The sequence below is a fragment of the Bradyrhizobium sp. Unk1 genome (assembly GCF_059512345.1).
In genome coordinates this window covers 60906-82433 of record NZ_JCAMOP010000009.1, presented here as the reverse complement: position 1 = coordinate 82433, position 21528 = coordinate 60906, and the positions used below count along the sequence as shown (strand labels likewise).

25 protein-coding genes are annotated in these 21528 nt (G+C 64.3%); 9 read left to right on the top strand and 16 right to left on the bottom strand.

Features of this window, described 5'->3' with window-relative positions; translation table 11 throughout:
• Positions 1–33 precede the first annotated feature (33 nt).
• Positions 34–243 (top strand): hypothetical protein, encoded by a 210-nt coding sequence (locus AC5ZFO_RS13660; RefSeq protein WP_014493627.1) that lies wholly within the window; start codon positions 34–36, stop codon positions 241–243.
• A 174-nt stretch (positions 244–417) separates the two neighbouring features.
• Here the strand turns inward: AC5ZFO_RS13660 and AC5ZFO_RS13655 are convergent, their stop codons facing one another.
• The 5 genes from AC5ZFO_RS13655 to AC5ZFO_RS13635 form a co-directional block, all read right to left on the bottom strand.
• A complete protein-coding gene (locus tag AC5ZFO_RS13655; RefSeq protein WP_282524304.1) occupies positions 418–765 on the bottom strand; it encodes a hypothetical protein in 348 nt (115 codons plus the stop codon).
• A 26-nt stretch (positions 766–791) separates the two neighbouring features.
• Positions 792–1577, bottom strand: a complete 786-nt coding sequence (locus AC5ZFO_RS13650; protein WP_282524342.1) for a pentapeptide repeat-containing protein — start codon at positions 1575–1577, stop codon at positions 792–794.
• A 100-nt stretch (positions 1578–1677) separates the two neighbouring features.
• The gene (locus AC5ZFO_RS13645) at positions 1678–2376 is read right to left on the bottom strand and encodes an ABC transporter ATP-binding protein (RefSeq protein WP_282524303.1); all 699 of its coding nucleotides are present in this window, start codon (positions 2374–2376) and stop codon (positions 1678–1680) included.
• Positions 2366–3103 (bottom strand): ABC transporter permease, encoded by a 738-nt coding sequence (locus tag AC5ZFO_RS13640; RefSeq protein WP_282524302.1) that lies wholly within the window; start codon positions 3101–3103, stop codon positions 2366–2368. The genes AC5ZFO_RS13645 and AC5ZFO_RS13640 overlap by 11 nt, the downstream gene beginning before the upstream one ends.
• A gap of 1 nt (position 3104) precedes the next feature.
• Complete coding sequence (locus tag AC5ZFO_RS13635) at positions 3105–4052, bottom strand: ABC transporter substrate-binding protein (RefSeq protein WP_282524341.1); 948 nt, start codon at positions 4050–4052, stop codon at positions 3105–3107.
• Between the two features lie 135 nt (positions 4053–4187).
• Here AC5ZFO_RS13635 and AC5ZFO_RS13630 point away from each other — a divergent pair, with 135 nt between their 5' ends.
• The gene (locus AC5ZFO_RS13630; RefSeq protein WP_014493633.1) at positions 4188–4547 is read left to right on the top strand and encodes a hypothetical protein; all 360 of its coding nucleotides are present in this window, start codon (positions 4188–4190) and stop codon (positions 4545–4547) included.
• 296 nt (positions 4548–4843) lie between these two features.
• Here AC5ZFO_RS13630 and AC5ZFO_RS13625 read toward each other — a convergent pair whose 3' ends face one another.
• On the bottom strand, positions 4844–5662 hold the full coding sequence (locus AC5ZFO_RS13625; RefSeq protein ID WP_282524301.1) for a quinoprotein dehydrogenase-associated SoxYZ-like carrier: 819 nt from the start codon (positions 5660–5662) through the stop codon (positions 4844–4846).
• A 75-nt stretch (positions 5663–5737) separates the two neighbouring features.
• Positions 5738–6664: a quinoprotein relay system zinc metallohydrolase 2 gene (locus AC5ZFO_RS13620; RefSeq protein WP_282524300.1), complete on the bottom strand. Its 927-nt coding sequence runs from the start codon at positions 6662–6664 to the stop codon at positions 5738–5740.
• 129 nt (positions 6665–6793) lie between these two features.
• Here AC5ZFO_RS13620 and AC5ZFO_RS13615 point away from each other — a divergent pair, with 129 nt between their 5' ends.
• Positions 6794–7675: a substrate-binding domain-containing protein gene (locus AC5ZFO_RS13615; RefSeq protein ID WP_496122162.1), complete on the top strand. Its 882-nt coding sequence runs from the start codon at positions 6794–6796 to the stop codon at positions 7673–7675.
• Positions 7672–8229, top strand: a complete 558-nt coding sequence (locus AC5ZFO_RS13610) for a PQQ-dependent catabolism-associated CXXCW motif protein (RefSeq protein ID WP_282524298.1) — start codon at positions 7672–7674, stop codon at positions 8227–8229. Before AC5ZFO_RS13615 ends, AC5ZFO_RS13610 begins: the two co-directional genes overlap by 4 nt.
• Before the next feature lie 164 nt (positions 8230–8393).
• On the opposite strand, the gene AC5ZFO_RS13605 is transcribed toward AC5ZFO_RS13610, so the two are convergent.
• From AC5ZFO_RS13605 to AC5ZFO_RS13580, 6 genes are all read right to left on the bottom strand, one after another.
• Positions 8394–8693, bottom strand: a complete 300-nt coding sequence (locus AC5ZFO_RS13605) for a copper-binding protein (RefSeq protein WP_028151296.1) — start codon at positions 8691–8693, stop codon at positions 8394–8396.
• A 137-nt stretch (positions 8694–8830) separates the two neighbouring features.
• Positions 8831–9445 (bottom strand): hypothetical protein, encoded by a 615-nt coding sequence (locus AC5ZFO_RS13600; protein ID WP_496122161.1) that lies wholly within the window; start codon positions 9443–9445, stop codon positions 8831–8833.
• Complete coding sequence (locus AC5ZFO_RS13595; protein WP_282524296.1) at positions 9445–10290, bottom strand: ABC transporter permease; 846 nt, start codon at positions 10288–10290, stop codon at positions 9445–9447. The genes AC5ZFO_RS13600 and AC5ZFO_RS13595 overlap by 1 nt, the downstream gene beginning before the upstream one ends.
• Positions 10287–11093, bottom strand: a complete 807-nt coding sequence (locus tag AC5ZFO_RS13590) for an ABC transporter ATP-binding protein (RefSeq protein ID WP_496122160.1) — start codon at positions 11091–11093, stop codon at positions 10287–10289. Before AC5ZFO_RS13590 ends, AC5ZFO_RS13595 begins: the two co-directional genes overlap by 4 nt.
• Positions 11090–12058 (bottom strand): YVTN family beta-propeller repeat protein, encoded by a 969-nt coding sequence (locus AC5ZFO_RS13585; RefSeq protein ID WP_282524294.1) that lies wholly within the window; start codon positions 12056–12058, stop codon positions 11090–11092. Before AC5ZFO_RS13585 ends, AC5ZFO_RS13590 begins: the two co-directional genes overlap by 4 nt.
• An 8-nt stretch (positions 12059–12066) precedes the next feature.
• Positions 12067–13248: an ABC transporter substrate-binding protein gene (locus AC5ZFO_RS13580; RefSeq protein ID WP_282524293.1), complete on the bottom strand. Its 1182-nt coding sequence runs from the start codon at positions 13246–13248 to the stop codon at positions 12067–12069.
• Between the two features lie 59 nt (positions 13249–13307).
• Here AC5ZFO_RS13580 and AC5ZFO_RS13575 point away from each other — a divergent pair, with 59 nt between their 5' ends.
• Entirely contained in the window at positions 13308–13880 is a 573-nt protein-coding gene (locus AC5ZFO_RS13575; protein WP_282524292.1) for a DUF3280 domain-containing protein, read from the top strand.
• Positions 13881–14057: 177 nt separating this feature from the next.
• Here the strand turns inward: AC5ZFO_RS13575 and fghA are convergent, their stop codons facing one another.
• Positions 14058–14903 carry an S-formylglutathione hydrolase gene (fghA, locus tag AC5ZFO_RS13570; protein ID WP_282524291.1) on the bottom strand — a complete coding sequence of 282 codons (846 nt, stop codon included), beginning with the start codon at positions 14901–14903 and terminating at the stop codon, positions 14058–14060.
• A gap of 75 nt (positions 14904–14978) precedes the next feature.
• Positions 14979–15599: a response regulator gene (locus AC5ZFO_RS13565; protein ID WP_014493646.1), complete on the bottom strand. Its 621-nt coding sequence runs from the start codon at positions 15597–15599 to the stop codon at positions 14979–14981.
• A 193-nt stretch (positions 15600–15792) separates the two neighbouring features.
• On the opposite strand from AC5ZFO_RS13565, the gene AC5ZFO_RS13560 reads away from it, so the two are divergent.
• A complete protein-coding gene (locus AC5ZFO_RS13560) occupies positions 15793–17142 on the top strand; it encodes a histidine kinase (protein WP_282524290.1) in 1350 nt (449 codons plus the stop codon).
• A gap of 153 nt (positions 17143–17295) precedes the next feature.
• Positions 17296–19782 carry a TonB-dependent receptor gene (locus AC5ZFO_RS13555; protein ID WP_496122159.1) on the top strand — a complete coding sequence of 829 codons (2487 nt, stop codon included), beginning with the start codon at positions 17296–17298 and terminating at the stop codon, positions 19780–19782.
• Between the two features lie 86 nt (positions 19783–19868).
• Here the strand turns inward: AC5ZFO_RS13555 and AC5ZFO_RS13550 are convergent, their stop codons facing one another.
• Positions 19869–20435: a DinB family protein gene (locus AC5ZFO_RS13550; RefSeq protein ID WP_282524288.1), complete on the bottom strand. Its 567-nt coding sequence runs from the start codon at positions 20433–20435 to the stop codon at positions 19869–19871.
• 124 nt (positions 20436–20559) lie between these two features.
• Here AC5ZFO_RS13550 and AC5ZFO_RS13545 point away from each other — a divergent pair, with 124 nt between their 5' ends.
• Together AC5ZFO_RS13545 and AC5ZFO_RS13540 are read left to right on the top strand one after the other, a co-directional pair.
• Positions 20560–20727, top strand: coding sequence for a hypothetical protein (locus tag AC5ZFO_RS13545; RefSeq protein WP_282524287.1), 168 nt, complete (start codon positions 20560–20562; stop codon positions 20725–20727).
• Positions 20728–20788: 61 nt separating this feature from the next.
• The gene (locus AC5ZFO_RS13540) at positions 20789–21196 is read left to right on the top strand and encodes a hypothetical protein (RefSeq protein ID WP_282524286.1); all 408 of its coding nucleotides are present in this window, start codon (positions 20789–20791) and stop codon (positions 21194–21196) included.
• Positions 21197–21528 lie beyond the last annotated feature (332 nt).

Below are 21528 nucleotides of genomic sequence, written 5' to 3'. Positions count from 1 at the left end.
ATCTCCATTGTCCCCTTGCGACAGGATCCCGGCATGAACCCGATTGACCTGGTGGTGACTGTGTGTGCGGTGCTCTCGCCTGCGACCTGCGAGGAGCAGCACCTGGTGTTCAACTTTGCGGGGTCGCCCAGGCAATGCGTGATGGCTGCGCCGCCCTATATCGCGCAATGGGTCGGCGACCATCCGAAGTGGCAGGCGGTGCGGTGGCGCTGCGAATATCCGCACCCGAACGACAAGGCATGAAGCGCTCGCGCTGCCGGGTCTTGAGTGCTCTAACCCCTCATCCTGAGGAGCCGCGAAGCGGCGTCTCGAAGGATCGAGGCCGAGCTGAATCGGCCGGGCCTTCATAGTTCGCCCGGCGATGCGAAGCATCGTCCGGAGACGCGCTTCGCGCTCCTCACCATGAGGGTCTCATAACTATTTCGTGCAGTCCTTCAGGTCCTTGTCGGCGATCGAGAACACCGCGTCTGCCTTGATCTCGATGTCGCGGACGATGCACTGCCGCGCGTTGGGATAGCTGACCCTGGCGTCGTAGCGGCCGGGCTCGACGCCGGTGATGCGCAGCCGCTCGTCGTGGTCGACCTCCTTGTCCTTGTCGTTCAGGCACTGGTTCGGTCCCCACTCGGTCTTGCCGGCGGGCGCGAGCTGGAAGCCGGAGATCGTCTCCGTCGTCAGATTCCAGAGCCGGATGCCCTTGCCCTTGCTTTGGGCTGCGGCTTCGCCGGCCAACGTCAACAACGCGATCAAAGCCAGAAACCAACGCATCAGCCGATCCTCCCAAAGGCGCCCCGTTATTCCCTGATCAGGCGCTCGCGGTTCTTTGCCTTGTCGAAATTTCTGGCGCGGTCAAGGCCGATCGGCGCGATCAGCTTCGCCGAGACGAGATCGGCGCCCTCGAAATCGGCGTCAGTGACGGTGGCTCCGGTCAGGTCGGCGCCGCCGAGTTGGGCGTTTTTCAGCGATGCACCGCTCAGATCGGCTCCCTTGAGGGAGGCAAATTCGAGATCGACGCGCGACAGGTCGGCGTTGCGCGCGTTCACCCGTTCCAGATTGGCGGATCTCAGCACCGCGCGCATCAGCCCCATCGACTGGTTGCGCATATCGGCGCCAAGATGCGCGTCCGCGATCGAGGCGCCGACCAGGCTTGCGCCGGTGAGGTCGGCCGCGATGCGAGCACCGGTCAGGTCCGCGCCGTCCAGACGCGCGCGCGCCATCTGCGAGGCGAACAGATTGGCGCCCTTCAGGCTCGCGCCCGCGAGATCAGCGTCCAGCAGCCACGCCTGATCGAGGATCGCATGATCAAGATGGGCACCGGCGAGTTTTGTCTTGTTGAGTCGTGCCGCACGGAGAATAGCCGCGGAAAGGTCGAGACCCGAGAGATCAAGCCCCGACAACCGCTTGCCGGTGAAATCGGCCGGCGCCCCGGCGCTGGCTTTGGCCAGGATGGTCTCGACCTCCTGCCGGCTCATTTCCGCGGAGACCATCGCGGGTGACGTGAGGTCGACGTCACGCATCATGTCCTGCGCGCTCGCCATGGTCGCGACGAGAGCGAGGCCAAGCGTCATGAGGGCGACCATTCGCTTCATCGTCAGGCTCCGCTACGGGTCCTGTTTAGCACGCGCTTTGCCTGGCTGCCTATGAGGCATCACGCCCGGCATGTTCGCCGCCATGTTCACCTTAGGTCCTCGCCAAGAGGCCCGCCCTAATCGTGGCTATCTCTGCGTCGCCGCGTGCGCCACGCGGGATGCTGATGGGCACTTCTGCCAGAATTCGCGCCGGCTGCGGCGACAGGAAGAACAGGCGGTCACCGAGGCGGACCGCATCGTCGAGGCTGTGGGTGACGAGCAGCGTCATCATGGGGCGGCTTGCGACCAGCGTCGCGATCTCGTCGCGCAGGCGGCCCGCGAGCGCGTCGTCGAGCGAGGCGAGGGGCTCGTCGAGCACGAGCAGATCGGGCTCGACCGCGAAGGCGCGGGCCAGCGCGACGCGCCGGGCAAGACCCAGCGACAATTCGCCGGGAAAGTGGCTGCGATGCGCTTCCAGCTCCAGGATCCTGAACAGTTCCGACAGCTTCGCTTCGGAGATATCAGGAGCCGCAAGCCGCACATTCTGTTCGACCGAGCGCCACGGCAACAGCCGCGGCTCCTGGAACACCATCCCGATCCGCGCTTCCGGTGGACGCGCGATGGTCCCGTGGAAATCGCGGTCGAGCCCGAGGATGATGCGCAGCATCGTGCTCTTGCCGCAGCCGGAGGGGCCGATCAAAACGCCGACCTCACCGGATTGAAGCGCGAAGCTGACCGGGGCCAGTACCTCGTGCGTTTCGCCCGCGGCACTCCTGAATGTCTTTCCGGAGATATCGACTTCAAGCCGCACGGGGCCGCCACCGTGTTGCGCGGGCTTCGAACGGCTGCACCAGCAAGGTTTCGATGACGAGCACGACGGCCGCGAAGGTGAGCGAATAGGCCAGCAGTCGCGGCGTGTCGAACAGCTGGAAGGCGACGCCGATCTCGAAGCCGACGCCGTTCGGCCGTCCCAGCAGTTCGGCCACCAGCACGATCTTCCATACCAGCGACAATCCGGAGCGGGCCGAGGCTGCGATATAGGGCGCAAGCTGCGGCAGCACGACGTGGCGGAACGCGCGCCAGCGCGGCATCGCGAACACGGTGGCCATCTCGTCCAGCGAACGGTCGAGCGCGCGCGTGCCCTCGCGCAAGGTGACGATGGCGGTCGGCAGCTTGTTGATGGCGATCGCCGCGATCGCGGCCGCTTCGGTCAGGCCGGCCCAGATATAGGCGAGCACGATCACGACCAGCGCCGGCAGGTTCAGGAGCAGGATCAGCCAGGGATCGCCGAGCCGGTCGGCGAGCTTCACCCGTCCCATCAAATAGCCGATAGCACTGCCGAGCGACATCGCCAGCACGAAGGCGAGCGCGACGCGCGCCAGCGTAGCGCCGAGATGCAGGAACAGGGCGCCGCTCGTTGCTTCCGCGATGATGACGTTGAGCACGGCAGGCGGGGAGGGCAGCTTTGCGCCGCCGACGAACAGCGCCGCAATCCACCAGGTCGCGAGGAATAGGGAAAACGAGAGAAGACGCAGCACCTCAGTCTCCGGGGACTGCGTGATAGAAGGTGCCGGGATCGAGCTCGGTCGCCGGCCCGACCAGGTCGCGTCCGCCGATCTCGGCGAGCACGCGATAGAGCACGCGCGCATCCGCCTCCTCGTCCACGATGCTCCGGCGCGGAATGCCGTCGCGATAGTGGTCGCGGTAGGTCTTGAGGATGGCCGGATCGCTCGCGCCGGTGAGCGGCGCGATCTTGTCCCAGGCGGCGTCCGAGGTGACCAGCAGCTGCTTGGCCTTGCGGGTCATCGCAATGAAGCGCGCCACCGCATCGCGATGGCTTGCGGCCCAGCTCTCGTCGAAGACATAACCGACCGCGGACACCGCGCCCTTGGCCCCCAGCTTCGGCAAAATGTCCTCGATGCCGGCGAGGCGGCGAAAACCCTTGGCCTCGAGCTGCGCACAGAAATTCCAGAAGTTGAGGCTCGCATCCATCTCGCCGTCGAGGGCCTTGGCGGCGATCAAAGGCGGCGCGCCGTAGACGATGCTCGCATCTGACTTCAGATCGATGCCGTCCTGTTTCATCCGCGCCTGCAGCAGCAGCCAGCTCTTGTCGATCGCGCCGCCGCCGACGCCAAGCTTCCGTCCCTTCAGGTCGGCGAGCGTCCTGATCGGCGAGGATGCGGGCACCATCACCGCGCCGAGCGCGCTGGAATACGGATAGAAGGTGAGCTTGGCGCCGAGCACGCGCTCGCGCGACACCCACAGCCAGTCCGACAGGATGATGTCGGCACTCCCGGCGCGCAGCGCGATCTTGCCGGCCTCGGGGCTCGCGAGCTCGGCGACGTCGAGCGACAGGTCGGCTTCCTTGTCGAGCCCGCCGGCGCGGATCGCGGCCAGCTCCCAGGAGAATGTTCCGGTCTTCTGCACTGCAAGGCGGATCGTATCCGCCGCGCGGCCGGGTGCGGCCAGCGACAGCGCCAGCGTCATCGCGAGCGCCAATGTTCGTCCAGGCGCTCTCGAACCAAGTGCTCTCATCACCTTGTGAGCCGTTTCCTCAGATAGAGTGCTTTTCATGACAATACGCATAGCATAGCTTTCGTCGCAACCAGCGGGAGGACGCTCATGAATCTGGCGGGACAGCTACGACCGATTGTCGCCGCATTGGCGGTGTGGGCTGCGACCGTCTACGCCGCGCGTGCCGAGGAGGCCAATGATTATCCGACCTCGGCGCGTGCCGAATACGTCTATGGCTGCATGAAGGCCAATGGCGAGAGCCGGCAGTCGATCGAGCAATGCTCCTGCTCGATCGACGTGGTGGCCTCGATCGTGTCCTATGACCGTTACGTCACCGCCGAGACGGCGCTGAGCATGTCCCAGGTGCGCGGCAATCTCGGCGTCCAGTTTCGTACGTCGGAGCAGGCGAACTCAGCGGTGAACGATCTCAGGCGCGCGCAGGCGGAAGCCGAGGTGAGGTGTTTCTGACTCTTTCTTCCTTCTCCCCTCATGTCCGCCGAAGCCTTGGCGAAGGCGGATGCGGGAGAAGGTGGCATAGGCGGCCTAGGGCCGCCGTTCTTAAGAACGCCGAAGCAAAGCTTCGGCTATGGCGCCGGATGAAGGGTATGTCTCCGCGAATACTATCGCAAGAGAGTAGCTCGCGGAGACAAACCCCTCACCCAAGCGAATTTTTGTCTACCAGCGGTGCTGCCCTCTCCCACAAGGGGCGAGGGCACAGTCATCCGCACCGCGTTTGACTTTGAAGGGGGAGGGAAGGCAGCGCCTCACGTCCCCGGCTTCTCCACATCCCATTCATTGCGGAACACGTGCCCATCCGTGTCCTTCGCTTCCGCACGGAAACGCCTGGCGCCGTTGGAGACGTAGGTGAAGCGCAGATTGGGATCCTCCGAGATCGAGATGCCGCCCTCCATCGACAGCACGGGACTGTCGTCCTGCGTCAGCTTCAGCTGGTTGACGAAGAAGGCGGGGATGTAGAGCTGCGTGACCTGGTCCATCTGCAGGCCGGAATTGTTGGGATGGCCGATCATGATCTGCGCCTCGCGGACGCGGCTCGCAGGTGCCTCCTCGCGCGCGAATTGCCGGTAGCGCATCTGGCCGAGCCGGTTCCTGGCTTCCTCGATGTTCTTTCCTGCCGGCGCCGAGCAGCCGCCCGAGGCCTTCACATAGGTCTTGGCGACGTAGAGCTGGCCGTCGCTGAGCTCGGCGACCGCGTGGACGTCGGTGTAGTTGTTGACGCGCACGCGCGTGGAGATCTCGGTGACGTTGGCATCTGCGCCGAGCTCGAACTTTGCCGCCATCGGCGCGGGGTTGCGGTCGATCACCAGCGTGATCGAACGGATGCGGCGGCTATCCGCCGGCGACAGTTTGCTGCGCAGGGTCACCGGCACGATCGCCGCGTCCTCGGCGCGATAGGGCATCTCGATGCCGATGACGTCGTTGCCGTCGTTGATCGGACGGTTGCTGAAGATGTCCTGGACCAGGCCCGGCCAGGGATCGTAAGCCTCCTCGGCACTCGCCGGCACAGCGAAGGCGATGCCAAGCAATGCGGCGATCAGGGGCAGGCGGCGTGTGCATCCCGTCATGGTCGTGGTCCCGTGCGGACGAAGCAGTTTTCTCTGGGGCGGCATAGCCGATCCCCGTCCAGCGTAGCGCGTCCACTACTCCCATTCAATTTCCGAAAATGCTGCGGTTGCGTTGCGGGCATTGTAGTCGTCGAACAATTGCCAATGCGGCCGTTCCGATGCGGCCGCCTTGTCGGCGGCAGTCCGGATCGGCTCACCCTTCTTGTTCGACGCCCGGACGTCCGCCAGCAGCGTCGTGAGATAACGCCGCTCGTCGCCGAGCGCGGCAGGCCAGTCGCTCACAGGCCCGTGACCGGGCACGACGCGCTGCGCGGGAATCTTGTCGAGTTCCCCGAGCGTGCCGAGCCAGCCGCGGATGCTACCGTCCATCACCGGGATATGGCGGAGGAAGACCAGGTCGCCCGCGAACAGCGTCTTGCTTGTCTCGTCGAACACGGTCAGATCGTTGTCGCTGTGCCCGGCCGGCCAGGCCCGCAAGGTGAGGCGGCGCGACCCGAGATCGAGCGTCAGGGTATCAACGACGAGCAGGGTGGGCGGCACGATCTTCACGGGATCGATCAATTCGCTACCCATGAGGCGTCTAAAATTGTCGAGATAATACGGCCCGCGCGTCGCCAGCGCCTGCGGCAGCTTGCTGTGGCCGACGAAGCTGGTTCCCTCTGCGGCAAAGGCCGCATTGCCGAAGACATGGTCGGGATGGCCATGGGTGTTGATGACGTAGCGGATCGGCTTTGATGTGCGAGCCCGCACCGCCGCCAGCAGCGCCTCGCCCTCACGCAGGCTGCCGCCGGTGTCGATCACGGCCACCGCGTCCTCGCCGACGATGAAGCCGACATTGGCCATGTCCCCTTCGTTCTCGCGGGTCATGAGCGCGATGGTCCCGGAGTGTACGAAGATTCCCGGCGCGACTTCGCTCACAGGCAATTCGGCCGCCGCAGCGCGTGCTAGCGTTGCTATCCCCAGCAGGGACAAGGCTGCGATCACGAGAGCGATGCGAGACACTTTTCCGCCTCAGTTCAAAGGGTTGCGCGCATTGCACTGCAACAAAGCAAAGCCAGCACAAAGTTTAGCAAAACATGGCGTGTCATGCGTTGCATGGCTAGCATTCAAACAAACCGAGGAGGAAGCGCGATGACGGAGGCCGGACGACATCGTCGCTGGTTGTTTTCACTGTGGATCCTGGTGGCATCCTGCGCGTTCGGCGACGTCGCCATCGCGCAGACCAGCGAGACCGGCGACCTCTCGTTCGAGCTGGTCGACCCGAAAGTGCTGCGCGTCTGTGCCGACCCGCGCAATCTGCCGTTCTCGAACGAGAAGGGCGAGGGGTTCGAGAACAAGCTCGCCGAGCTGCTCGCGGACAAGCTCCAGAAGAAACTCGACTACGTCTTCTTCCCGCAAGCCACCGGCTTCGTGCGCATGACGCTGGGCGCGCATCGCTGCGACGTCATCATGGGATTTCCGCAAGGTGATGACCTCGTGCAGGGCACCAATCCCTATTACCGCACGACCTATGCGCTGGTCGCCAAGACCGGCAGCGGGCTCGAGGACGTCGATACGCTCGAAGACGCGCGCCTGAAGGGCAAGCATGTCGGCATCGTCGCCGGCACGCCGCCGGCCACCAACATGGCGATCGCCGGCCTGATGGGCGATGCAAAGCCCTATCCGCTGATGATCGACACGCGCTTCGACAACTCCGCGCAGGCAATGGTCGACGACCTCGTCGCCGGCAAGATCGACGCCGGCGTGCTGTGGGGGCCGATGGCCGGGTTCTATGCCAAGAAAGCCGGATCGCTGCACGTCACGCCGCTGGTGAAGGAAACGACCGGGCCGAAGCTGGTCTATCGCATCGGCATGGGCGTGCGCCCCGCCGACCAGAACTGGAAGCGGCAGCTCAACAAGCTGATCCAGGAGAACCAGGGCGAGATCAACAAGATCCTGATCGACTTTGGTGTGCCGCTGCTCGACGAGAGCGACAAGCCGCTCGGCGCGGAGACGGCCAAGAAGACGCCATGAGGCGGCGCGTTGCCGCCGCGCTGCTCGCCGCCATTCTGGTGGTGCCGGCGTTGGCGCAGCAGCAGGAGCCGTTCGAGCCCGAGGGATATCGCGCCGACAATTACCGCGCGCCGGTGCCGGCGACGCTCACTGGCGCGCGCGTGCTGACGACTGCGGAGGCCGAAGCGATCTGGCGTACGAAGAGCGGCGCATTCATCGACGTGCTGCCGCGCGCGCCGAAGCCGAAGAACCTTCCCGAAGGCACGGTGTGGCGGGATGAGCCGCGGAAAAACATTCCGGGCAGCATCTGGCTGCCGGACAGCGGCTACGGCGTGCTGGCGCCCGCCATGGACGATTATTTTCAGCGCGGCCTCGCCCGCGCCGCGCGCGGCGACAAGGCTGCGCTGCTCGTGATCTACTGTCTGGCCGACTGCTGGATGTCCTGGAACGCCGCCAAGCGCGCCTTGGCTTACGGTTATGCCAACGTAGCCTGGTACCCCGACGGCACCGACGGTTGGGAGCGCGCGAAGTTACCGACCGAGGAGACGCAGCCGCAGCCGCGGCCGGAGCAGTAGTTCAAGCAAGTCGCAACAGCGTGGCCTCGTGGTTCGAGACGACCGCTTCGCGGTCTCCCACCATGAGGGTCCTAGGATCTCGCCGCGAAACCAGACCTCATCCTGAGGAGCCCGCCAAGGCGGGCGTCTCGAAGGATGGCCGCAATGAGGCTGAAGATTTCGGCCTACTGCTTCTGCAGCTTGGTCAGCGTGCCCGTACCGTTGTTGTCGGTCGCCGAGTACGTCACCCTGTCGCCGGCATGGACGGCATCCAGCATCGCGGCGTCCTTGGCCTTGTACTCCTGAAGCGCGCCGGCGCCGCCCGCGCTGCCGCCGACCGTGCCTTTCTGTGTCTGCTGGATCGAGATCGTGCTGTTGAGCCGGTCGATTCTGGTGACCATCCCGGTCATGTCGTCAGCAAAAGCGGGGGACGCGAGCGTGCTGATGGCTGCAGCGCATGCGAAGATGAATTTTGTTGTTCCCATCGAGGCCTCCCGACGTCTTGAAGTCCACTTCGACAAGCCATCTTGAATGGATTTAGTTCCGGCAGATAGCGCGGCAAAAGGTTAACGATCCCGAGGCGATCGCGGGAACTTTTGGTGAGCTGTCAGCGAGGCTGACGCTATTCCATTTCCTGCTGGATCACGCGTCCGAGAGCGAACAGGCGCTGGTCGATCGTGGTCGGAACTTCACAAACGAACCGCACCACCTTGTGGCGGTCCTCGAAGATGCGGGTCTTCCAGATCAGCTCGTTGCTGAGCGCCTCGACCTTGGCCTCGTCGCGCGGCGTTGCGCTCTGGAGCGTCTGCAGCGCCAGGGTCTCCTCGCGAATCTTGTCGGCGGCCTCGCGCTGCTTGCGGCTGACGCGTTCGAGCCCGCTCATGACCTGGGAGCGCTGCGCGTTGAGTGTGTCGAACAGGCCGGCGAACAGGAGTTTTGCGTTCGCGGTCTTGTCAGTGGCGGAGCCCGCCAGAAATTCCTTGACCGACTTCTCCGCCTCGTCGAGCGGCGTCTTGCGCGCCGACAGCTTTGAGACCAGCGCGCTGATCTTGGCGTCGTCCTTCCACTTGGTCTCGGCGTCGTCGAGCGCCGGGCCGGCCCACACCGCGGCGAGAGAAATCACCGGCACTTTTGCCTGCGTGCAGGGCCAGTCGGGATAGCGCGGATCGGCCGCGCGTGCGGCCGTGCCCGCAACAGCGAGCGCCACAGCGCCTACGATCACGATCCCTGATCTCATCATTCGCCTCCCGCAGGGCCCCGTCGCGCCAGCCCGCGCGAGGGATCATAGGCCAGAATCGCGCCGATCATGAAGACGATTGTGCAGGCCGCCACGACCGCCAGCGAGATCCAGTTGATTTGCCCGTAGAATGCAAAACGTATCAGCTCGACCGCATGGGTGAATGGGTTGGCCTGGCAGAGATAGTAGAGATAGGGGCTGCCCTCCTGCACCCGCCAGAGCGGGTAGAGCGCGGAGGAGGCGAAGAACATCGGAAAGATCACGAAGTTCATCACGCCGGCGAAGCTTTCGAGCTGCTTGATGCCCGAGGAGATCAGCATGCCGAGCGAGCCCAGCATCAGCCCGGACAGGATCAGCGCCGGCAGCACGGTGAGATAGCCGATCGCGGGAGGGGTGATGTCCCAGAACCAGGCGATCAGCAGGAACGCATAGACCTGGAGCAGCGACACCGCGGTGCCCGCCAGCAGCTTGCAGAACAAGAGGAATCCGCGCGGCAGCGGGCTCACCAGCAGCGTCCGCATATTGCCCATCTCGCGGTCATAGACCATCGAGAGCGAGGACTGCATGCCGTTGAAGAGCTGGATCATCGCCATCAGCCCGGGCGCGATATAGACCTCGTAGAGGATGTAGGTCTCGTAAGGCGGGATGATCGAGATGCCGAGCACCTGGCGGAAGCCGGCGGCGAAGATGAACAGCCATACCAGCGGCCGCACCAGCGCCGAGATGAAGCGCTCACGCTGATGCAGGAAGCGCAGCCCCTCGCGCCAGACGATGCCGGTGAGGCAGGTCATGTATTCCGCGGCCGAGAAACCGCGCGGTGAATCCCGCGTCGTGATGCTGCTCATGCGCCGCCTCCCGGCATCGTCTGCGCACCGGTCAGGCGCATGAAGGCGGTGTTGACGTCCTGCGCGCCGGCATCCGTGATGACGCGGCTCATCGGCCCCTGCGCCAGCACCTTGCCCTGGTGCAGCACCACGAGGTCGTCACCGGCCGTGATCTCGTCGAACAGATGTGTGGCCCAGAGCACGCCGATGCCTTGCTCGGTCACGAGCTGGCGGACATGGCTGATGATGTCGGCGCGCGCCTTGACGTCGAGGCCGACGGTCGGCTCGTCCAGCAGCAGCAGGCGCGGCCGGTGCAGCAGGGCGCGGGCGATCTCCAGCCGCCGCATCTGGCCGCCCGAGAGATCGCGCACCTTGCTGCCGGCGCGCTCCGAGAGGCCGATGCGGCCGAGCAGCTCGCCGCTGCGCGCGGCCGCCTCGCGCCGGCTGATGCCGTGGAGTGCGGCGTGATAGAGCAGGTTCTGCGTCAGCGACAGATCGAGATCGAGCGTGCGCGGCTGGAATACGACGCCGAGCAGCCGCAGCGCCTCGCCGGGGCTCTTGCTGATGTCGTGGCCGAAAATGCCGACGCGGCCGGACTGGATGCCGAACAGGCGCGTGATCAGCGAGAACAATGTGCTCTTGCCGGCGCCGTTGAGCCCGAGCAGCGCAGTGAAGCTCGCAGGCTGTACATTGAAGGAGACGTCCATCAACGCCCGGCGCGGCCCATAGGAATGGCTGACGCCGTCGATCGACAGCGCCGGCACCGCGGCCGCTTCCAGCCTCGGCATCCCCTGTGGCTCGGCGATGGGAGCAGGGCTGGTCATGGCGCGATCGTAATGCCCCAGGGCAGTTCGCCCACCTGAATGGTCTTGATCACCTTTTGCGCGGCGACGTCGATGACGGAGACGTCGTTCGAGACGCCGTTGGTCGTGAGCAGATATTTCTCGTCCGGCGTGAACGCCATGTGCCAGACGCGCTGTCCCACCAGCAGGTATTTCGTCACCTTGCGCGAGGCGACGTCGACCACGGCGACGCGATTGGCGGGGCCGAGCGCAACGAAGGCGGTCTTGTCGTCCCTGGTCATGCCGATGCCGACCGGCTGGATCGCCTCTTTCCGCAACCCCGGAATCTCGAACGTGACCTTGCCGGTCACCTCGTGCTTTTTGGGATCGATGATCGAGACCGTGCCGCCGATCTCCGAGGATACCCACAGCTCCGAACTGTCGTGCTTGAATTCGGCAAAGCGCGGCCGCGCGTCGACCAGCACGTTGGCGACGATCTGGCGCGACGAGGTGTCGATGAAATGCGCCATGTTGGTCGTCTCGGACGTGTTGATCAGCGTCTTGCCGTCCGGGCTGATGGTCATGCCCTCGGGCTCGACGCCGACCTGGATGTCGCCGAGCCGCGCGCGCTTCTCCAGATCGATCACGGTCACCGTGTTGTCGTTCTCGTTGGCGACATAGAGGATTTTTCCGGCCGCATCCTGCGCGAACAATTCCGGGTCGGGCCCGGAGGGCAGGCTGTCCACGATCGCTTGCGTCTTGGCGTCGATCACCTGGATGGTGTCGTCGTCGCCGACCGCGACCATCACGAACTTGCCGTCGCGCGTGAAGTCGATGCCGCGCGGGCGCTGGCCGACCTTGATGGTCTTGGTCACGGTCCAGCTGTCGGTGTCGATCACCGAGACCGTGTTGCTCTTCTCGTTCGAGACATAGGCAATGAACGCATGCGCGGGCGCGGCCGCAAGCGCCAGTCCGGACAGCAACCCCACACGCCACATGCGCAACATTCGCGTCCTCATTTCAGCTTGCATTTGCTCTCCGGGCGGTCGTAGCCGAGTGTGTCGAGCTCGGAGACCTGGTGCAGAAATCCCTCCTGCGGCGACACCGACACCACCATGCGGCCGTCGACCAGCAGGATCGGCTGGCGCAGCTGCAGGTTCCAGTCGCGCAGGGTCAGTTTTGTGCCCTTGAAGGCCGCGACCGAGAAGTCCGGCCCCTTGATGAAGTCGGTGACTTTCTTGACGTCGCCGGAATTGGTGCGCGAGGTGGCCTCGCCGATCATGCGCACCGCCGTCCAGGCCTGCATGTCGAGCGGGGTCATGCGCCGCGAATTCAGCTTGATGAAGCGGTTCTGCATCTGGATCGCGCCCCATTGATCCTGCGCCGCGTCCCAGCTGCGCGGCACGAGGCCGGCCGAGCCCGCGACGGGGCGCGGATCCCAGGTGCGATAGGGCAGATAGGCGCCGAACACTTCGCTCTCGTCGGCGGCGACCAGCACATCATAGGCTGGGGCTTGCTGGGTAAACACCGGCATCTGGCGCTGGATCAGCGTCACGCCGCTATCGGTGCGGCGCGCGCCGCCCTTGTCCTCGAACGTACGCTCCTGCACGATCTTGGCGCCGAACCGCGTGGCGGTGCGCCGCAGTGCATCGGCGAACAGCTTGTCCTCGTCATGCGAGCCGACCACGAGCAGCCAGCGCTTCCACTGCTTCCACACCAGATATTGGCCGAGCGCATCGGCCAGCATCGCGCGCGTCGGCGCGGTGTGGATGACATTGGCGCGGCAATCAGCCTCGCGCAGGCGCTCGTCGATCGCGCCGGCATTGAACAGCAGCGTGCTACGCTCGCGCAGGGCATCCGAGACCTTCAACAGCGCGTCGGCCGGCAGGTCGGCGATGATGAAGCCGTTTTTCTCGGCGAGCGCAGCCGCAGCCTCGACCGGATCTTCGCCTTCCCTAATGCGGCGCTCCTCCAGCGTGAAACGCTGGTTGAGGAATTTTCCCGTGGTGTTGTTGTCCTCGATGGCGAGGCGCGCGCCGGCGACGCCGTCATTGTCCGCGGGCTGCTCGACCAGCGACAGCGTCGATCTGGTGCCGGCGACGCCGAGATAGCCGACGCCGATCTGGACCGGGTCGGCCGCGAGCGCGCTCGTCGCGGCAAGACCCAGGCCGATCAGGCCGACCAACCATCGGATCATGTTTCCTCCAGATGTTCTCCCTGGCTTGACCGCCGGTGGAGAATTGTCTCTGCTAAAGCATGACCGATTTGGCCCGGCTTGCAACCCCGCATTTCGTCCCCGCGCGCGCGAGGCACGGAATCACGATCATGCGAGCGCTGATTTGTTTCGCAGCTTTGCTGTTGACGGGTTCGGTCGCGTTGGCCGATCCGCCCAAGCTCGCGGTGTTCGATTTCGAGCTGATCGACACCAGCCTTCCCGGCGAGTTCTACGGCTCCAAGCCGGAAGAGGTGCGGCTCGAGCGCATCGGCGAGCAGCTGCGCAAGGAACTGGCGGAGTCAGGAAGGTTCCAGCTGCTCGATATCGCGCCGGTCAGGGATGCCGCCCGCCACGCCAATCTTCAGGCCTGCGGCGGCTGCGACCTCAAGCTTGCCGGCCAGCTTGGCGCCGACCTCGAGATCACCGGCATGGTGCAGAAGGTCTCGAACCTGATCATCAATCTCAACATCTATCTGCGCGACGTGAAGACCGGCGACATGATCGCCGCCGCCAGCGCCGACATGCGTGGCAACACGGACGAATCGTGGTCGCGCACCATGAGCTACCTGATCCGCAATCGATTGCTGGCGCCGAATTACGGGAAGCCGGAGTAGGGCGCTCTTACCCTCCCCTGGAGGGGGAGGGTCGCTTCGCATGGAGCGAAGCGCAATGCGAAGCGGGGTGGGGTGATCTCTCCACTCGGGCACCGCCTCGTCGGAGAGACTGTCACCCCACCCCGCTCGCGCTTCGCGCGATCGACCCTCCCCCTCCAGGGGAGGGTAAGAAGAAAATCACCCCTTCAATCTTTCCGCATGCCAGTGCAGATGATCGCCCATGAAGGTCGAGATGAAATAATAGCTGTGGTCATATCCCGCCTGCCGCCGCAGCGTCAGCGGGATGCCCGCCCTGGTGCAGGCGGCCTGCAGCAGCTCGGGCCTGAGCTGTTCTTTCAGGAAATTGTCGGCCTCGCCGACGTCGACGAGGAAGCCGGAATATTTCGCGCCGTCCTCGATCAGCGCCACGGTGTCGTGGTTGCGCCAGGTCTCCTTGTTCGGTCCGAGATAGCCGGTCAGCGCCTTGATGCCCCAGGGCACGAGCGAGGGCGCCACGATCGGCGCGAACGCGCTGGCCGCGCGATAGCGGTGCGGATTGCGCAGCGCGACCGTCAGCGCGCCGTGGCCGCCCATCGAATGGCCCATCACCGATTGCCGCTTGGCATCGACGGGAAAGTTCTCTGCCACGAGCTTGGGCAGTTCGTCGGTGACATAGCTCCACATGCGATAGTTGCGCGCAAACGGCTCTTGCGTCGCGTCGAGATAGAAGCCGGCGCCGAGGCCGAAATCATAGGCATTGTTGGCGTCGCCCGGCACGTCGGGCCCGCGCGGGCTGGTGTCCGGCGCGACGAAGATCAGGCCGAGCTCGGCGCAGGCTTTGCGGAATTCGCCCTTTTCGGTGACGTTGGCATGCGTGCAGGTGAGGCCGGAGAGATACCAGACCACGGGCAGCTTTGCGTCGGCGGCATGTGGGGGAACATACACCGAGAACACCATGTCGGTTCCGGTCGCCTGGCTGGCATGGCGGTACACGCCCTGCACGCCGCCATAGGAAGTGTTGGTCGAGACAGTCTGGATCGTCATGCCGATATGCTCCGTGGCATCTAACCACATCAAGATTGCAACGCTTGTGTGACCGAACTCGTGGCGGTGTGCGCGTCAGGCGACGCCGCTGTCGATCGCCAGCCGCACCAGCTCGACCGAGGTCTTCACGCCGAGCTTCTGTCGCATGATCGAGGAGGTGTTGGCGACAGTCTTGTAGGACGACTGCACCAGCCAGGCGATCTCGGACAGGCTCTTTCCGGCGCTGAGCAGTCGCAGGATTTCCATCTCGCGCGCGTTCAGCTTCGACAGCGGGCTTTGCGCCAGCGTCGGTCCTGCAAACGCGATGCTGCGCGCGATCGCGGTCGGCAGATAGGTGCCGCCGCCCCCGACGGCGCGGATCGCCTCGACGAGGTCGTCGGGGTCGCCGGTCTTGGAGACGTAGCCCTTGGCCCCGCACTCGATCGCGCGCGCGGCGAACGCAGGGTCGTCGTTCATGCTGAACATGATGATGCGGGCCTCGGGCGCACGTTCGAGGATGCGGCGCGCGAGCTCGAAGCCGGAGACGGTCGGCAGGTTGATGTCGATGATGCAGAGGTCGGGGCGCTCGACAATGAAGACGCATTCGCCGTCTTCGGCGTCGGCGGCCTCCAAAATCTCGATCTCGCCTTCGTCGGCCAGCACGGCACGGCAGCCGGAGGCGACAATGGGATGATCGTCGACGATCAGAATGCGCATAGGCGTTCCCCGTGACAGCCTCGGCCTGCTTTTCCGCCGCATGATCGGAACAAGAACGCTGCGCGCGTCTCATGTCGCCTCATGCAACCCGGCCGGGATTGCTGTACGGTTTCGATTAGATATCGGGCGCTTCGCCTCTGTCAACGTCATCGGACAGGCGCGGGCCAACCTTCGCGAGGCACGGGCGGCACCAATGTGGCAAAATCTATCGTTGCGCGCGCGCATCAACCTTCTGCTGGCGCTGCTGCTGGCGCTGGGGCTCGCCGTCAATATCGGCCGCCAAGCCGCGGAAGCCGGGCCTCGCGTGCAGGCCGAGGACCAGAGCGTGATCCGGCTTGCGCGCGAATTCATCGAGATGATCGTCGCGGATCTGAACGAGGCACCCGACCCGGATGCCAGGCTGAACCAGATCGCGCGCGATCTGAGCCGCCTGCGCCATGTCAGCATCGCGCTGCAGGACGCCGGCGGTAACCCGCTGACGCCGCCCCGGCCTTCCGACGACGACGCGCGTGGACCGCCGGCCTGGTTCGTCAGCCTGGTTCATCCCGAACAGACCGCGGTGAGCGTGCCGGTCTCGGTCCATGGCAAGCCGGGCTCGCTGGTGATCACCGCGCATCCCGACGACGAGATCGCCGAGATCTGGGACGCCATCGTGACCCAGCTCGAGGTCGGCTCGGTGATCGCGCTCGCGCTGTTCCTGGTGATGATGACGGTGGTCGGCCGCGCTCTGGCGCCGCTGCAGTCGTTGGCGCAGACGATGACCGCGATCGAGGGCGGGCATTATGACGCGCGCGCCACGCCGGGCGGTGCGCCCGAGCTGGCCGCGATCTGCGGCAAGCTCAATCATCTCGCGGCGGCGCTCGGCGAGGCGGTGGAGGAAAAGCGGCTCCTGGCCGAGCGTGCGGTGTCGCTCCAGGACGTCGAGCGCAAGGAGATCGCGCGCGAGCTGCATGACGAATTCGGGCCGTATCTGTTCTCGCTGCGCGCGCATGCGAGCGCGCTGGCGAAGCTCGCGGACGGGCGCGCGCCGAATGCCGACTCGGTCCGGAAACACGGCAGCGCCTTGCTGGAACAGATCAACGCGCTCCAGCAGTTCACGCGCCGGGTGCTGGAGCGGCTCCGGCCCGTCGGCCTTGCCGAGCTCGGCCTGCGCCAGGCGCTGGAATCGCTCTCGCGGCTGTGGCGGGAGTCGCATCCCGACGTCGCGATCGAAACCGTGATCTCCACCACGCTCGGGGTCACCGGCGAGACGGCCGACCTCACCATCTACCGCATCGTGCAGGAGGCGCTCACCAACGTGTTCCGCCACGCCGGCGCGACCTCGGTCAATGTCGTGATCGAGCCCGTCGAGCAGGCCGGCGGCCGCGGCTACGCGCGCGTGCGGGTCAGCGACAACGGCCGCGGCATGGAGCCGGGCCAGAAGCTCGGCTTCGGCCTCGTCGGCATGCGCGAGCGCATTCTGGCGCTAGGCGGCTCGCTCAACGTCGTCTCCGGCGACGGCGGCCTGACCGTGGAGGCGCTGGTTCCGACGGCGGCGTCCTGATTGCATCGGGAAAAATTCCCGATTTTGTCGGGAAAACGGGTGCGGATAGTGCCAGACCTTTTGTGGCTGGCGGACTCACTGCCGCCGAATACACTCATCTCAACCAAACGGCGAAAATCAAAACAGCCGGTGGTCACGGATGGGAAGGCAGGGATGGGCAAGCCTCTTTGGTTCAAGCGTCGTTTGTTGATGGCCTCGGTGTCGACGGGGCTGGTGTCGGGCTTGGTCCTTGCAGGCCCCGCCGCAGCCGCGCAGGACGAGGAAACCAACGTCCAGAACCTGCCGCCGGTCGAGGTGACGGCACCTCCGCCGACGGCCGTGAGGCGTAGTGCGCCAACGCGGCCGGTCGCGCGCATAGGAGCGCCGGCGTCTGCCAGCCCCAAGACGCGCCTTTACGTCTACCCGACCTCGCCGGGCACCGGCCGAGGTCTCGATGTCGACAAGGTCCCGTCCGCGATCAATGCGGTTGATGCCAGCCAGATCAGGCGTACCGGCTCGCCAGATATCGCCATTGCCCTGCAGCAGTACGTGCCTGGTCTCAGCATCAATGAAGTGACCGGCAATCCATTCCAGCCCGATGTGCAGTTTCGCGGCTTCGTCGCTTCACCTCTGGCCGGCACGCCGCAGGGCCTCGCCGTCTACCAGAACGGCGTACGCATCAACGAGGCGTTTTCCGACACTGTTAATTGGGATCTGATCCCGACGGCTGCGATCCGATCGGCAGTGGTCGTAACTAACAATCCGGCATACGGCCTTAACGCGCTCGGCGGCGCCATCGATCTGCAGATGAAGAACGGCTTCAACTATCAAGGTGCCGAAATCGACATCATGGGCGGTTCGTTCGGCCGCATCCAGGGCTCTGCACAATGGGGCAAGAAGGTCGACAATAACTGGGCAGTCTACGGAGCGCTCGAAGGCGTTCACGACAATGGTTTCCGCAATTTCTCGCAATCGGATGTCCGGCGCTTCTATGGCGATGTCGGGTATCGCTTCGAAGGCAACGAGTTCCACCTCAATGGCGGCGTCGCCAACAATTCCCTGGCAGGCCCCAGCACCGTTCCGGCCGAATTGCTCCAGCAATATTGGGGGGCGACCTACACAACGCCGCAAACCATCTCCAACAAGGTCGGCTATCTCAATCTGACCGGCAAGGTGGAGGCGACGCCGACCTGGACCTTTGAGGGCACAGCGCATGTGCGGAGCTTCAAACAGAGCACCGTGGACGGAAACCCGACCAATACGCAGCCCTGCGACGCTGATGCGACGCTCCTTTGTTTTGGCGAGGTCAACCCTTTGACTGGTCTCCAAGCGCCGGCCAACGGCCTGAATGGCGCTCAGCTCGCCAATACCTTTGCGCCGGATGCCATCCTCAGCGAGATCGATCGCACCAGCACGAAATCGACCACCTTTGGAATATCCGGGCAGGCGACCAACAGCGATCAGCTGTTCGGTCATGAGAACCGCCTCGTGATCGGCGCAAGCTATGACGTCAGCAGCACTCGCTTCACCGGTAGCGCCGAGCTGGGTACCATGGGCACGAACTATGTCGTCACGGGCAGCGGCATATTCCTGGGTCCCTCCGGCGACCCGACATCGGTTGGTCCCGTGTCGCTTCGCACCGTCAACCAATATCAGGGGCTCTATGCGCTCGACACGTTCAACGTGGACGATCGCTTTGCGGTGACGGCAGGCGGCCGGTTCAATGCGGCCCGTGTCACGCTGATGGACCAGCTCGGCACCGCACTCAATGGCGATCATACCTATGATCGATTCAATCCGATCATCGGTGGCACCTACAAGATCACCTCTGAAGTGACAGCCTATGCGGGCTATTCCGAAGCCAACCGGGTGCCGACGCCGCTCGAACTCGGCTGCGCCGATCCGGCGAGGCCATGCATCATCGGACAGTTCCTGATCGCTGACCCCCCACTGCAGCAAGTCGTATCCAAGACCTTCGAAGCGGGCTTCCGCGGTACCAAGGAATTGAACATCGGTTCGCTCGGCTGGAAGATCGGTGCCTACCGTGCCACCAACTACGACGACATCCTCGCGACTCCGATTCCTGGATTGACCGGCTTCGGTTTTTTCCAGAACGTCGGCCGAACACGCAGGCAAGGTGTCGAAGCTGAGGTGAGCCTGAAGTCGAATGTGCTTCAGTTCCAGGCGAGCTATGCGTTCCTGGACGCGCGCTTCCTCGACGCGCTGACGCTTGGATCAGAGAGCCCGTTCGCCGACGCCGACCGCCATATCCAGGTCTTGCCGGGTAACCAGATTCCGCGCCTGCCGCGCCATCTCCTCAAGGCCAGCGTCGAATATGCAGTGACCGATGTTTGGAAGGTCGGGGGTGACGCGCTCTTTGTCTCGAGCCAGTATTTCGTCGGCGACGAGTCCAACCAGTTTCCGCAGTTGCCATCCTACGCGGTGTTCAATCTCCACACCTCCTACCAGATCACCAAGAACCTGCAGATTTACGGTCGCGTCAACAACATCTTCGACAACCGCTACTCGACCCTTGGCACCTTCTTCGATAGGGAGGCCTTGCCCAACTTCACCAATGGCGGTGCGCAATTCACCGACCCGCGATCGCTGAGCCCGGCAAGGCCGCGCGCGTTCTATGCAGGCATGCGGATGACGTTCTGAGTGTAGCTCCGTTGAGCCACCAGCGTCGGGCACCGGCGCAGGTTTTGCCCTCTCCCCGGGGGGAGGGCTGATAAGCCATAGGCGACCTAGGAGCTGGGCGGCCCCCAAACCGTTTCCTCCGTCCAGCCCAGATCGGCAAACTCGGATGCCCTCAACGGCGCTTCGGCAGCTGAAAAGAACTCGTCGAGCTGCGGCGGCTTGATGCGCGTTCCCGATAACATCGTGTGCGCCTGCCCACGGTGGTGAATTTGATGCTGAATGAGATGCATCAGCAGCCGGTCACGTCGCTCTATCTGGACACTGGGATCTCGATTGATCCGCACGTCTTCGTTCAACGAGGCGGGTGTCAGAGCAGCGCAGACGCCGATGAAGCGGCGGTCCATCGATGCTTGAGCTTCCGAGAGCCCTGCAAGAGATGGAAATGGGATCGGATCCTCCCAGGCCTTCGGCCCAAGCCATCCGCCCTCGAGTGCATCGACGTAAAAGAGGTCAACGACATAAATATGGTTCAACGTCCGCTGCAAGCTCAGGAAGAAGCCCGTCCGCTCGACCTCAAATTCGCCTTGGCTCAGCTCGGCGCACGCGCGGAGCAACCGGTGGTTCGCCCAAGCATTGTTGTAGGCGAAGGCGCGATAGCTTTGAACGATCGACATTGCAAACCCCGCGACCTGCTTGGCGCCGCGTTCCTTTACCGATCAGAAACCATAGCAAATGATCTGAAAATTGTAACGAAACGACTTGGCTGTTTGCGGGTAGGTTTGCCGGAGGGCCCGTCCGATGACAGAGCACCAGTTGCGAGAGCAGGAATTCCAGATCGCGCGTTACAGGCTTCTGGAGCGCGAAGTCACCGATCCGCTTGCCGCGTGCCTGCTTCACAGCATCATCGAGGAACTGGAAGCCGAGTTGCGAAGAGACAGACCGGATTCGCACGGGCCGCGCGATTAACCGTTTCTTAGCGCTGATCATGCGGATTATTCGCGAGGGAATGTCAAGGGAGACTGCTCCCATGCTGAAGGACGGCACCTACGCGGCGTGGTACAAGACGCCACTGGACCAGGGCACCGGGATCGTCCATGTCGCAGATGGCCAGATTTGGGGCCGCGATAGCCTGATGACCTATCACGGCTCCTGTAAGGTCGACGGCGATCGCTTCACCGCTACCGTGTCGACGAAGCGTCATACCGATGGACGTGCAACGGTCTTCGGTGTCGATGATGAGCTCACGCTGGAGATCGAGGGGACGTGCCCCGGCAAGATCGCGACTTACACCGCGACGGCAGGACAGGCGCCAGGCGTCGTCCTTCGGGGAACGCTCATTCTGGCGGAACAGCCGTCGCCGGCACTTGAGCAAACCGGGCAGGTATCAGCGTTCAATCCTGACAAGCTTCCGAAGTTGCCCAAGCGCTCGCGCTGATCGAGGGAGCCGGGTCGCTCGGCGTGCTCAGTTCAATGCAGCATCATGTCGGACAAGACTTCGCGTCGCCAGCTTGTCAGGCCGGCGCTGGATCATTCTATCGTCCAGAAATTCGATGTTTTCGGACGATCGCTCCAGCGTTCGCAGCGCGAAGCTGAAGATCATACCGCCCAACGGCAAGGACCGCGACTTCGTGGTGGATGGTCTGGGCGCGCGAGCTGTGATCAATTCGCTGCTGGCGTGCTTCGATGCGGCTCAGGGCCTGAAAGGCAAAACGAAGGGCAGGGGCAAATCCGGGCGTTCTTCTGCATTTTTGCATCCGCAAGTCCCGG